Source organism: Paraburkholderia sp. GAS333 (assembly GCF_050435665.1).
Lineage (GTDB): Bacteria > Pseudomonadota > Gammaproteobacteria > Burkholderiales > Burkholderiaceae > Paraburkholderia > Paraburkholderia fungorum_A.
In genome coordinates, this window is record NZ_JBNDKS010000002.1 from 831,505 (window position 1) to 843,524 (window position 12,020).

The 12,020-nt window shown below is 62.6% G+C and carries 11 protein-coding genes; 7 read left to right on the forward strand and 4 right to left on the reverse strand.

The genetic code is table 11. The features are described from left to right. Window positions 1-76: 76 nt before the first annotated feature. The 4 genes from ABH945_RS12945 (at window position 77) to rsmA (ending at window position 5,978) form a co-directional block, all read left to right on the forward strand. On the forward strand, window positions 77-2,449 hold the full coding sequence (locus tag ABH945_RS12945) for an LPS-assembly protein LptD (protein WP_074763028.1): 2,373 nt from the start codon (window positions 77-79) through the stop codon (window positions 2,447-2,449). 73 nt (window positions 2,450-2,522) lie between these two features. Beyond that, window positions 2,523-3,914 (forward strand): peptidylprolyl isomerase, encoded by a 1,392-nt coding sequence (locus ABH945_RS12950; RefSeq protein ID WP_429250752.1) that lies wholly within the window; start codon window positions 2,523-2,525, stop codon window positions 3,912-3,914. Between the two features lie 13 nt (window positions 3,915-3,927). After that, on the forward strand, window positions 3,928-4,938 hold the full coding sequence (gene pdxA, locus ABH945_RS12955; protein ID WP_074763032.1) for a 4-hydroxythreonine-4-phosphate dehydrogenase PdxA: 1,011 nt from the start codon (window positions 3,928-3,930) through the stop codon (window positions 4,936-4,938). 209 nt (window positions 4,939-5,147) lie between these two features. Beyond that, a complete protein-coding gene (gene rsmA, locus ABH945_RS12960) occupies window positions 5,148-5,978 on the forward strand; it encodes a 16S rRNA (adenine(1518)-N(6)/adenine(1519)-N(6))-dimethyltransferase RsmA (protein WP_429250753.1) in 831 nt (276 codons plus the stop codon). A 91-nt stretch (window positions 5,979-6,069) separates the two neighbouring features. Here the strand turns inward: rsmA and ABH945_RS12965 are convergent, their stop codons facing one another. Further along, a complete protein-coding gene (locus ABH945_RS12965) occupies window positions 6,070-6,996 on the reverse strand; it encodes a DMT family transporter (RefSeq protein ID WP_429250754.1) in 927 nt (308 codons plus the stop codon). Between the two features lie 548 nt (window positions 6,997-7,544). On the opposite strand from ABH945_RS12965, the gene ABH945_RS12970 reads away from it, so the two are divergent. The 3 genes from ABH945_RS12970 (at window position 7,545) to ABH945_RS12980 (ending at window position 9,564) form a co-directional block, all read left to right on the forward strand. Beyond that, on the forward strand, window positions 7,545-8,666 hold the full coding sequence (locus ABH945_RS12970) for a porin (RefSeq protein ID WP_429250755.1): 1,122 nt from the start codon (window positions 7,545-7,547) through the stop codon (window positions 8,664-8,666). 87 nt (window positions 8,667-8,753) lie between these two features. After that, window positions 8,754-9,140: a lactoylglutathione lyase gene (gene gloA / locus ABH945_RS12975; RefSeq protein WP_429250756.1), complete on the forward strand. Its 387-nt coding sequence runs from the start codon at window positions 8,754-8,756 to the stop codon at window positions 9,138-9,140. 25 nt (window positions 9,141-9,165) lie between these two features. Beyond that, window positions 9,166-9,564 carry a nuclear transport factor 2 family protein gene (locus ABH945_RS12980; protein ID WP_074763039.1) on the forward strand — a complete coding sequence of 133 codons (399 nt, stop codon included), beginning with the start codon at window positions 9,166-9,168 and terminating at the stop codon, window positions 9,562-9,564. Window positions 9,565-9,718: 154 nt separating this feature from the next. Here the strand turns inward: ABH945_RS12980 and ABH945_RS12985 are convergent, their stop codons facing one another. Genes ABH945_RS12985 through gmhB form a run of 3 tightly spaced genes read right to left on the reverse strand, consistent with a single transcriptional unit; the run spans window position 9,719 to window position 12,020 of the window. Beyond that, window positions 9,719-10,615 (reverse strand): M48 family metallopeptidase, encoded by an 897-nt coding sequence (locus ABH945_RS12985; RefSeq protein WP_074766257.1) that lies wholly within the window; start codon window positions 10,613-10,615, stop codon window positions 9,719-9,721. Window positions 10,616-10,657: 42 nt separating this feature from the next. After that, on the reverse strand, window positions 10,658-11,416 hold the full coding sequence (locus ABH945_RS12990) for a lysophospholipid acyltransferase family protein (protein WP_074763041.1): 759 nt from the start codon (window positions 11,414-11,416) through the stop codon (window positions 10,658-10,660). 49 nt (window positions 11,417-11,465) lie between these two features. Beyond that, complete coding sequence (gmhB, locus tag ABH945_RS12995; protein WP_074763043.1) at window positions 11,466-12,020, reverse strand: D-glycero-beta-D-manno-heptose 1,7-bisphosphate 7-phosphatase; 555 nt, start codon at window positions 12,018-12,020, stop codon at window positions 11,466-11,468.

Genomic DNA, 12,020 nt, shown 5'->3' on the forward strand with positions numbered 1-12,020 from the left:
CTGTCACGGTCGGGATGTGCAGGCGGTGGATCGTGACTGCAAAAGCTGACGGACGGGCCGATTCGCCAAACGATACATGCCGCCTAGACAGCTTTCCCAAACGACTCCCTCTTGTGCTGCCGCGCCGCGCAAAAGGCGGCTCGTCGCGGCGTTGATCGCCGTTCCGGGCCTGATGCCCGCGCTTGCGCACGCCCAGCTGGTGGGAGAAGCCGCGCAGCCGCAATCCATTTACGAGCCTTGGGGCATGCGGCTAGCGCCGCAGCTCGAGGATCATCCATTGCAGGCCGGCCAGACGCCGGCCACATTCGTTCTCGGCGACACCGCCAGCGGCACGATCGACCAGGACCTGGCGGCGAAGGGTTCGGCCGAAGTGCGCCGCGGTACCACCGTGATCAAGGCCGACGCGCTGCATTACGATCAGGACACGGACATGGCCGATGCTTACGGCAATGTTCACGTCCTCAACAGTGGCAACTCGTTCATCGGCCCCGACGCGCATTTGCGGGTGGATTCGACCGAAGGCTTCATGACTTCGCCGAAATACCACTTCACGCTGACAGGCGGCTCGGGCAGCGCCGAACGCGTCGATCTGCTCGACTCCGAGCGCTCGGTGTTCACGAAGGGCACCTACACGGCCTGCTCGTGCGAGACAAACCCGGCCTGGTACATCAAGGGCAGCGAGTTCGATTTCGACACCGGCGCGGACGAAGGCGTCGCGTACAACAGCGTGCTGTTCTTCCAGGGCGTGCCGGTGTTCGCGTCGCCGTGGCTGTCGTTCCCGCTGTCGGGCGAGCGGCGCAGCGGGCTGTTGCCGCCGACGTTCTCGCTGAGTTCGACCAACGGCTTCGAGCTGTCGGTGCCGTATTACTTCAACATCGCGCCGAATCGCGATCTGACGCTCACGCCGCGTCTGATCTCCAAGCGTGGTGTGCAGTTGCAGAGCACGTTCCGCTATCTGTCGCCCACCTATTCGGGTTCGATCACCGGCGAGTTCCTGCCTGACGACCACCTGACCCATACCAACCGGTACGCGCTGTACATCCAGCACAACCAGAATTTCGGTAACGGGTTCGGCGGCTACATCTACTACAACAAGGTCTCGGACAACACGTATCCGGAAGACCTGTCGTCGTCGGTGAATCAGTTCATGAACGGCACCCAGCTCCTGTATCAGCAGGAAGCCGGGTTGACCTACAACAACGGCCCGTGGTCGGTGCTCGCGCGTGAACAGCACTGGCAGACGCTGACGCCGTCGATCGCGCCGTATGGCCGCGAGCCGCAGTTGAACGTGAAGTACGCGAAGTACAACATCGGCGGCTTCGACTTCGGCGCCGAGGCCGACTACACGAATTTCCGGATTACCACGGCGGATCTGAGCGAAGGTCAGCGGGTGATGTTCAACCCGTACCTGTCGTATTCGGTGGTCGGGCCGGGCTATTTCGTCACGCCGAAGGTGCAATGGCACTTCGCGTCGTACAACCTGAACAACATCGGCACCGACCTGAGCGGCGTGCCGAACGCGCAGAAGAACTTCACCGAGTCGATTCCGACGCTGAGTTTCGACACCGGCCTGACGTTCGAGCGTTCGGTGAGGATTTTCGGCGCGGACTATATCCAGACGCTGGAACCGCGCCTGTACTACGTGTACACGCCGTACCGCAATCAGGAAAACGCGCCGCTGTTCGACACCGCCGACTCCGACTTCGGGCTGGCGGAGATTTTCACGCCGAACACGTTCGTCGGTAATGACCGCATCGCCGACGCGAACCGTCTGACAGCCGGCATCACCACGCGCTTCATCAACCCGGCTACCGGCGATGAGCGGGCGCGTTTCGTGATCGCGCAGCAGTACTATTTCCAGGACCAGCGCGTCACACTGGAGCCGAGCCAGACCAGCACGCAGGCCACCCATTCGGACCTGATCGCGGGCGCGTCGGTCAAGCTCGGGGCCGGTTTCGCTTCGGAAACGGCGTTCCAATATAATGCCGACAACAACGAGTTGATCAAGACGAGCGTCGGCTTCGGCTTCAGTCCGGCCACCGGCAAGGTGATCAACGTCGGTTATCGCTACACGCGCGCGAACACCACGCTGGACAACGAGCCGATCAACCAGATTCTGGTGTCGGGCCAATGGCCGCTCAGCCACCGGGTGTACGGCGTAGCGCGTTTCAATTACGACCTGGGCGGGCACCGGATCGTCGACGGCCTGATCGGTATGCAGTACGACGCCGATTGCTGGACGCTCGGCGCGGGGATCCAGCGCTACGCGAACGGGCTGAACACGTCGGGGCAGAATCAGTCGAGCACGCGGTTCCTCGCGCAGCTGACGTTCAAGGGCTTGTCGAGTGTCGACAACGGGCTGATGACCGCGTTCCGCAACGGCGTGGCCGGCTATACGCCGTTGCCGCCGCCGCCTCCGCCGGAATCACGTTTCACCAATTACGAATGACGAATGACGCTGCGCGATCATTCATGGCATGCGAAAAGACGGGCCAGGCGCGCCCGACATCATTGGAGTATCTGTGGCAATCATGAAAAAGCTTCGCTTGGCAACGCTTGCGGCCGGTCTGGTCGCCGCAGCGTCTTTCCTGTCGGTTGCGCCGGTTCAAGCTCAGGCGCTGCCCGGCACTAACGGTAGCAGCGGCAACCTCGGCAATGACGGCCAGACGGTCGACACCATTGCCGCAGTCGTCAACAACGGTGTCATTACGCGGCGTGAACTCGACGAGCGCATGGGCCTGATCACGCGCCGGCTGAATCAGCAGAACGCGCCGGTCCCGCCGGTCGATCAGTTGCGTCAGCAGGTGCTCAACCAGATGGTGCTGGAGCGCATCCAGTTGCAGAAGGCGAAAGACGACGGCATCACCGTCGACGACGCCGCCGTGCAGAAAACGCTCGAGCGTCTGGCGCAGGCGAACAACATGTCGCTTGAAATCTACCGTGCGCGGATCGAGGCGCAAGGGGTGCCCTGGACCACGTTCACCAGCGACGCGCGTACCGAACTGACGCTGTCGCGTCTGCGTGAAAAGGAAGTGGACAGCAAGATCACGGTGTCGGACGGCGAAGTGGCGAACTACATCGCCAGTCAGCGTGGCCCGAATGCGGGTGCGACGAGCGACCTGCATATCCAGCACATCTTCATCAATGCGCCGTTGAACGCGTCTGAAACCGATATCGAAGCTGCGCAGAAAAAGGCCCAGGCTTTGCTGGCCGAGGCCAAGGGCGGCGCTAATTTCGGAAAGCTCGCGAAGTCGAATTCGCAGGCGCCGGATGCGTCGAAAAACAGCGGCGATCTGGGTTTCCTGGCACCGTCCAAGCTGCCGCCTGAATTCGTGAAGGCTGCGTCGGCGCTGCGTCCGGGCGAGATCAATCCCGATCTGATCCGCACCAGCGACGGTTTCGAAATCGTGCGCCTTGTCGAGCGTCGCGTGGGTCAGGGCAATAGCTCCGACGCGCCGAAGCTCACGCAAACGCACGTGCGCCACATCCTGTTGCGTGTCGGCGACGGCATGTCGGAACCGCAAGCGCGTCAGAAGTTGCTCGACATCAAGAGCCAGCTGGCAGCAGGCGGCGACTTCGAGAAGTTCGCCCGCACGTACTCGCAGGACGGTTCGGCGTCGCAAGGCGGCGATCTCGGCTGGATCAGCCCGGGCGAAACGGTGCCGGAATTCGAGCGCGCAATGAACAATTTGCAGGACGGTCAGGTCAGCGACCCGGTTCGCAGCGAATACGGTTATCACCTGATCCAGGTGCTGGGCCGCCGCGAAGCAGAAGGCTCGGTCTCGCAGCAGATGGATCTGGCGCGTCAGGCAATCGGTCAGCGCAAGGCGGAGCAGGCTTACGCCGACTGGCTGCGTGAACTGCGCGACACGGCCTACGTGGAAGTGAAGCCCACGCTGTCGAGCGCCCGTTAAGCGTATCGCCATCATGACAAGCGCCGCCAAGCCCTCCAGCCTGCCCTTGCAGATCGCGATCACGACCGGCGAACCTGCCGGCGTCGGCCCCGAACTGACGGCGCAGGCACTGGCCGGCGCAGCGGCGCACTGGCCTAACGCGCAATTCACCGTGCTGGGCGACGCCAACCTGCTCGCCGAACGCGCGCAAGCCGTGGGCGTCGATTGGACTGCGCTGGTGGCGGACGGCAAGCGCGTGCGCGTGCAGCATACGGCGCTCGGCGCGCCGTCGGTGGCAGGCAAGCTGAACGCCGCCAATGGCCGCTACGTGCTCGATCTGCTCGATAGCGCGATCGACGGCGCGGTGGCTGGCACCTTCGACGCGATCGTTACCGCGCCGCTGCAAAAAAGCACGATCAACGACGCGGGTGTGCCGTTCACCGGCCACACCGAATATCTGGCCGAGCGCACCCACACGCCGCGTGTGGTGATGATGCTGGCCGGCACCGGCAAGCGGCCGCTGCGCGTGGCGCTCGCGACCACGCATCTGCCGCTGAAAGACGTCTCCGCTGCGTTGACGATCGAGAGCATTCTCGAGACGCTTGCGATCGTCGATCGCGATTTGCGCAATCACTTCGGCTTGCCCGCGCCGCGTATCCTCGTGACGGGGTTGAACCCGCACGCGGGCGAAAACGGTTACCTGGGGCGCGAGGAAATCGACGTCATTTCGCCGGCGCTCAAGCGCGCGAACGATCAGGGTATCGACGCGCGTGGTCCGTATCCGGCTGATACGCTGTTTCAACCGCGTTATCTGGAACAGGCCGACTGCGTGCTGGCCATGTTCCACGACCAGGGCCTGCCGGTGTTGAAATACGCGACGTTTGGCGAAGGCATCAACATCACGCTCGGCTTGCCGATCATCCGCACGTCGGTCGATCACGGCACCGCGCTCGATCTCGCCGGCACTGGCCGCGCCGATTCGGGCAGCCTGATCGCCGCGATCGACACGGCGGTGTCGATGGCGCAACATCGTCGCACCAGCTGATTAAACGCGGCGAACCGGTTTTCGCGCGGTTCGTGTTGAAGTTGTTGGACATGTGAAGTGGTGCGTGAACGATGCCGCGCCGTTGCCTGATCCACGACGCGATAACATACCGCGACACGATGCGCAGCCTGCGCGGTCCGCGCAGCCGAATTCGGCGCGCCACGCGCATTCTTTTCTTTAAGCAGTTCTCTTTCTTAGCGTTTTCTTCGATGTCCACCAGCAGACAGCAACAGGGCCGGCACCAGGGTCATATCGCGCGCAAGCGTTTCGGTCAGAATTTTCTGGTCGACATGGGCGTGATCGATTCGATCGTCGACGTGATCCGGCCGCAGCGCGGCGAGCGCATGGTCGAAATCGGACCGGGGCTCGGCGCGCTCACCGAGCCGCTGATCGAGCGCCTCGCTACGCCCGAAACGCCGTTGCACGCGGTCGAACTGGATCGCGATCTGATCGGGCGTCTCAAGACGAAGTTCGGCGATCTGCTCGAACTGCATGCGGGCGACGCGCTCGCGTTCGACTTCGGTTCGCTGGCCGCTCCCGGCGAGAAGGCGTCGCTGCGCATTGTCGGCAATCTGCCGTACAACATTTCGAGCCCGTTGCTGTTTCACCTGACGTCGTTCGCGGATCGCGTGATCGATCAGCATTTCATGTTGCAAAACGAAGTGGTCGACCGGATGGTTGCCGAGCCGGGCACCAAGGCGTTCAGCCGTCTTTCGGTGATGCTGCAATACCGCTATGTGATCGACAAGCAGCTCGATGTGCCGCCGGAGTCGTTCAATCCGCCGCCGAAGGTCGATTCCGCGATCGTGCGGATGATCCCGTACGAATTGCACGAGTTGGCGCCCGTGAACGAGCGGGTGCTCGGCACGGTGGTGACGGCAGCGTTCTCACAGCGTCGCAAGATGTTGCGCAACACGCTCGCGGAGTTTCGTGATTCGGTGGATTTCGACGCGATCGGCTTCGATCTGCAACGCCGTGCGGAAGACGTGCCGGTTTCCGAGTACGTACGTGTCGCGCAGATCGTGGCGGAGAAGAAGTAGCGGGGTTTTGAGTTCGGTTGTGCTGCGGCGTCAACGTCGCAGCCTGACGCCAGTGTTGGTTTGGCAGGGCCCCGAGCCCCTGCCTAAGCCCTCAGCGTCTGGTAGGCGCATTGACCAGCGCGATCCCAATCAACACCAGCACGGCAGCCATCAGAAAGCGCAAGCTGAACGACTCACCGAGCAGCAGCACGCCGAACGTCACGCCGAACAGCGGCGTCAGAAACGAAAACACAGACAGACGCGACGCGATATAACGCGTCAGCAGCCAGAACCACACCAGATAGCTGACGAACGCGACCACCACCGCCTGATACGCGAGACTGGCCAGCGCCAGCGGCGTCACGGTTTCCACGCGAACCTGGCCGAGCCCGAGCGCCAGCGCTAACAACACCACCGCCGACACCGTCAATTGATACAGCAGCGTTTTGCTCGCGCTCGATTGAGCGAGGCGCGTTGCACGCACCACCACGGTCGTCGCTGCCCATGCGATGCCGGCCAGTACGCCGAGCGCGTCCCCGGCCACGCCCGAGAGCGTCGAGCCGCGCGCGGGGTGCCCATGCAGGAAGCCGTCGGCGAATGCCAGCGACATCCCCGCGAACGCGACGAAGATGCCGATCCACTGAACTCGCCGCATCCGTTCGCCGTCGACGAACCAGTGCAGGCCCAGCGCCGTAAAGCACGGTGCCGTGTATAGAAAGACCGCCATGCGCGACGCGCTGGTGAGCGTCAGTCCGAGAAAGATGCAGACGAACTCGGCGGCGAACAGCATGCCCGCGAGCAGGCCCGCACCCAGCGTGCCGTCGTCGCGAAACAGCGGCGTGCCGCGCGAGCGCGCCCAACCCCACACGAGCACGGCCGCAATCGCCGAGCGCAAGCCCGCCTGGAACACCGGCGGCAGCGCCGCGTTCGTGCTCTTGATCGCCACTTGCTGCAGTCCCCAGATCGCGCACAGGCCGACCATCAACAGGATCGCGAAGCTATCCGGGGCGCGGCGTGCGGGTAGGGCGGTGGTGCTCATGGGCCGATGGGTGGTGTAGTGGCGAGATCGGAGAGGGGACGGAGCGGTTGACAGTATCCGATGCGGCACCGAATCGCACTAGTCGGCCGAACGGCTAATTGACTGATGCAGCGGTTTCGAGGCGGTAAATGGGCCGCTGGTCTGCATCGAACGCGTCAAATGGGGCAATCGCGGCGGCGGGTAATCGGCTTTTACGAACCCTCCAGCGCGAAACCGCCAGCGCAACTCACACGATAACAAACCGGCTCCATCCGCAAAACGAAGCCCGTATCTCCTACGCGTGCTTCCCATCGCCCGCAAGCTTTTTTGCCTTCTTAGTTGCGAACCTGGCAACACCCGCGCAACACGTCCCCTGACTAATTTCTTGGCACCGCCGTTTCGCGCTAAGGTGCGAACTCAAGCGCTTCATCAGGAAATTCGTACGGACTGCGTGATAGCCGGATCAAAGCAGCGCCACGCGTCCAATGCAGGAACGCACGGGCAGCACAGCACGCTGCCGCCGCCGACGAACCCGGTCCGCGCCCAGCGAGCCGGTACGAGGAGACGAGATGAAAAACCTGAGCAGGTGGCTGGCAACCGTCGTGCCGGTGACGTTGGCGTCGTTGAACGGTCAGGCCGCGCACGCGCAGTCCAGTGTGACGCTCTACGGTGTCGTCGACGAAAGTGTTCGCTATCTGACCAACGTGAACAAAGCGGGCGATTCGTCGATCGGACTCGGCGTGGGCGGCCTCACGCAAAGCCGCTGGGGCCTGAAGGGCGTCGAGGACCTGGGCGGCGGATGGTCGACCTTCTTCAAACTCGAAAACCGCTTTTACATCAACAGTGGACAAAGCGATCCCACGCTGCCGTTCTTCAACGAAGCGCAAGTTGGTGTGCGCTCGAATTCGTTCGGCCAGGTGATCCTCGGGCGGCAGTACAACGTGATGATCGAAGGCATCACGATCGGCGGCTACGGCAGCAATCTTTGGATTCCGTACGATTTCAGCTTCCAGCCGGAAGTGACGATGACCGGCGGCATCTGGACCAGCAACCAGGTGCAGTATCAGGCGAAATACAACGGCTTTAACTTCGCGGCGGGTTACGCGTTCGGCGGCAATGCGGGCAATTCGTACGGCAGCCAGGTCGGCGCGGCCGCCGCTTATGCGCCTGCGGGCGGTCCGTTCAGCATCGGCGGCGCGTACGAGGAATCGAAGGATTCACTCAACGGCGCGGCATTGAAAGCGTGGACGTTCGGCGGTTCGTACACGTGGAATCACACGCGCTTGTCGGCGGGCTATATCGTCAATCAGCGCGATGCGGGCTTTTCCAATTTCGCGGACGGACCGTTTTCCGCGCCCGTGCTGGCCGCGCTCAAATACACCGATTTCGCGCGACGCCGGATGATTATGGGCGGCATCACGCAGCAGGTCGGCAACGCGTGGCACTTCGCCGCCAACGTGTGGCGCACGCTGCAGGACGGCACGACCGCCGAGAAGGACGGCTCGGCGTGGCAGTATCAACTGGTTGCCGACTACAACCTGTCGAAGCGCACCGACGTCTATCTGGAAGGCGATTACTCGCTGTACCGGGGCGATCTGATCGGCGCGCAACTGCAAGGCATCAACGGGATCGGGCTCGCACAGAAAAGTACGCAACTCGGCCTGATGGCGGGGCTGCGGCATCAGTTCTGAGCGCCCGGAAAACTGCGCCGCGCCCTGCAGCGCCGCGTGATTCCGGGTACATTGACGGTCTCGTTTTCACGTAACAGGGAGTGCACAATGCGCCTGCTTCATACCATGCTCCGGGTCGGCGACCTGGACCGCTCAATTGCCTTCTACACCGAATTGCTCGGCATGAAACTGCTGCGCCGCGAAGACTATCCGGACGGCAAATTCACGCTGGCGTTCGTCGGCTACACCGATGAACGCGACGGCACCGTGCTTGAACTGACGCACAACTGGGACACGCCTTCGTACGACCTCGGCAGCGGGTTCGGCCACCTCGCGGTGGAAGTCGAAGACGCCTATGCTGCGTGCGACAAGATCAAGGCGCAAGGCGGCACGGTCGTGCGCGAAGCCGGCCCGATGAAACACGGCACCACCGTGATTGCTTTCGTCACCGACCCGGACGGCTACAAGATCGAGTTTATCCAGAAGAAAAAGTAACCGGACGGCGGAGCAGGCTCAAACAATGAACAACGATAATCCCTACTTCAAAGAACTCGACGACATTCACGTTGAAATTCAGGCATTGTTCGACGGCTCCGCGGACGATGGCGCACTGCAGCGAATCGTGGCGCGTTTCGCGCCGCAATTCACGCTGGTGATGCCGTCCGGCGCCGCTCTCGATCACGCCGGCTTGCGTGAGACTTTCGCGAAGTTGCGCGGCGCGCGCCCCGGCTCGCAGATCACGATTCGCGACATGGAGATCGTCGCGGAGTATCCGTCGGGCGCGGTGGTGAAGTACCGCGAGTATCAGCGCGACAACACGGGCAATGCGAACGTGCGGCGCTCGACGGCGGTGCTGGATCTCGACGCGCAGGGCAAGGTGACGTGGCGTCATCTGCAGGAAACGTTCTGCGCGGAATGAGCGTTGAACGCCGCTGCCGGTCGTCAGGACCGGTCAGGATTGGCGGATAGCGGCTAGCCGCTGCGTTAACGCAAACCCGCAAACCCGCAAACCCGCAAACCCGCAAACCGGCGCTTCTTGCTGAAGCGCCGGCTTTACAAACAGGAAGCGCAGATCAGAGCGTCGGCAGCAATTCCGGCGGATGCGACTTCAACGTCTGCCGCGCCTCGCGGAATTCCGGAAAAATCGATTCGACCGTTTGCCAGAAGCGCGGACTGTGATTCATCTCACGCAGATGCGCGAGTTCGTGCGCGACGACGTAATCGATAATGGACAGCGGAAAATGAATCAGTCGCCAGTTCAGGCGAATCTTGCCGTCACTCGAACAACTGCCCCAGCGCGTAGCCGCTGACGAAAGAGCATACGCGCGATAATTCACGCCCAGCTTTTCCGAGTAAATGGCGAGACGTTCGCCGAACAGCCGCTTGGCTTCGCCTTGCAGCCAGCCTTGCACGCGGTCCTTGATCTGCTGCGGATCGGCCTGCAACGGTAACGGCACCTGTAGTGCCGCGTCTTTTGCGTTGAACGCCAGCATGCCCTGCGGCGCGCCGAGTGTCACCCGCACCGGCTGACCGAGATACGGCACCTCGGCGCCATCTTTCCAGTCGACTTTCGGCAATGCGCGTTGTTCGACACGCGTTTGCCATTCGATCAGTTTCGTGAAAATCCAGCGCTGCTTTTCGGTGATCGCAGTTTCGATATCGGCGAGCGTGACCCAGCGTGGTGCAGTGATGGTCAAACCGGTGCTGTCGATTGCAAAACCAATCGAGCGACGCGCCGAGCGTTTCAACGCGTAGTGCAGCGTGCGTGAGCCGATGGTCACGCTGCGCAGCTTGCTGCCGTCGGGTGCGAGCAGTACGGCTGGCCGTTGCTCGACCGGTGAACCCGTTGAAGACAAAGGCGCAGACGGTGACGGAGACGACGACGTCGACCCCGGCTCGGCGAAGAGCGGGAGATCGAGCTGCCGGTTATCGAGCGCCGCAGCGGGCTGCGACGTGGGAGACTTCTGCATCGGATTCGCTTCGCGCAATACGCCTTCGAGGGCGTGGGCGCGTCAGATTGGTGCGGCGGCGGAATCGCTTTCCGCCGCGCGATACGCAGTGGGATCGATACGGCGCATTTCAGCTTCGATCCACTGTTCGACGCGCGTGTTCACTTCGTCGGGCGTGAGCCCCGTCGTCTCAATCGGCTTGCCGATGGACACTGTGACTATACCCGCATATTTGAGAAACGAGTTGCGCGGCCATACGCGTCCGGCGTTGTGCGCGATCGGCACGACCGGTGCGCCGGTTGCGATCGCGAAGCGCGCGCCACCGGTTTTGTATTTGCCTTTCTTGCCGGTGGGCGTACGCGTGCCTTCCGGAAACATGATGACCCACGCGCCTTCCGCCATCCGCGCCTTGCCTTGCTTGATGACGGAATCGAACGCGTACTTGCCTTCCTTGCGATCGATATGAACCATCTTCAGCATGCCGAGCGCCCAGCCGAAGAACGGCACGTACAACAATTCGCGCTTGAACACGTAGCACAACGGCTTCGGCATCAACGCGGGGAACGCGAGCGTTTCCCACGCGGATTGATGCTTCGACAACAGCACCGCCGGACCATCGGGCAGGTTCTCGAAGCCCTCGATCCGGTAGCGGATACCGTTGAGCCAGCGCACCGTATTCAGCGTCGCGCGACACCAGCCGGCAGCCATCCAGTAACGATTGTCGGCGCGCATGAACGGGAACGCGATGAAGCATGCGGTCGCGTAAGGCACCGTGAACAGCACGAAGTAAATCAGCAGCAGGAACGAACGAATGAAGCGCATCGGCGTGGTCTTTGAGGGGTGGGGACGCGCGTGACGGGGGTGACGCGCGTCACTCCTGGGCGTTGGCGAGGAAGTCGAGCGCGAACGCTCGCAGGTCGTCGTGAACGATCGTGCCTTCAGGCAGGTTGCCGTTTGCAAGTGTCTTGCGGCCCTTGCCCGTTAGCACCAGATGAGTCGGATGGCCGAGCGCCGCGCCCGCTTGCAGATCGCGGATCGCGTCGCCGACGACCGGCGTATTGGCCGGTTCGACTTCGAAACGTTCGTTGATCATCTTCAGCATGCCGGGCTTCGGCTTGCGGCATTCGCAGTGATCTTCTGCCGTATGCGGGCAGAAAAACACCGCGTCGATGCGCCCGCCGACCGCCGCCGCCATGCGATGCATTTTCAGATGCATCGCGTTGAGCGCGTTCATGTCGAACAGGCCGCGGCCGATGCCCGACTGGTTGGTCGCGATCGCCACGCGATAACCGGCCTGGTTCAGCCGGGCGATCGCTTCGAGTGAACCGGGCAGGGCGACCCATTCGTCCGGCGACTTGATGAACGCGTCGGAGTCGACGTTCACCACGCCGTCGCGGTCGAGGATCACCACTTTTTTGGTCGGCAT

Bases quoted from the DNA above. Each gene is read 5' to 3' on its own strand.
- ABH945_RS12945 (WP_074763028.1), top strand. From the start codon at position 77: ATGCCGCCTAGACAGCTTTCCCAAACGACTCCCTCTTGTGCTGCCGCG.
- pdxA (WP_074763032.1), top strand. From the start codon at position 3,928: ATGACAAGCGCCGCCAAGCCCTCCAGCCTGCCCTTGCAGATCGCGATC.
- rsmA (WP_429250753.1), top strand. From the start codon at position 5,148: ATGTCCACCAGCAGACAGCAACAGGGCCGGCACCAGGGTCATATCGCG.
- ABH945_RS12965 (WP_429250754.1), bottom strand. From the start codon at position 6,996: ATGAGCACCACCGCCCTACCCGCACGCCGCGCCCCGGATAGCTTCGCG.
- ABH945_RS12970 (WP_429250755.1), top strand. From the start codon at position 7,545: ATGAAAAACCTGAGCAGGTGGCTGGCAACCGTCGTGCCGGTGACGTTG.
- gloA (WP_429250756.1), top strand. From the start codon at position 8,754: ATGCGCCTGCTTCATACCATGCTCCGGGTCGGCGACCTGGACCGCTCA.
- ABH945_RS12980 (WP_074763039.1), top strand. From the start codon at position 9,166: ATGAACAACGATAATCCCTACTTCAAAGAACTCGACGACATTCACGTT.
- ABH945_RS12985 (WP_074766257.1), bottom strand. From the start codon at position 10,615: ATGCAGAAGTCTCCCACGTCGCAGCCCGCTGCGGCGCTCGATAACCGG.
- ABH945_RS12990 (WP_074763041.1), bottom strand. From the start codon at position 11,416: ATGCGCTTCATTCGTTCGTTCCTGCTGCTGATTTACTTCGTGCTGTTC.
- gmhB (WP_074763043.1), bottom strand. From the start codon at position 12,020: ATGCCGACCAAAAAAGTGGTGATCCTCGACCGCGACGGCGTGGTGAAC.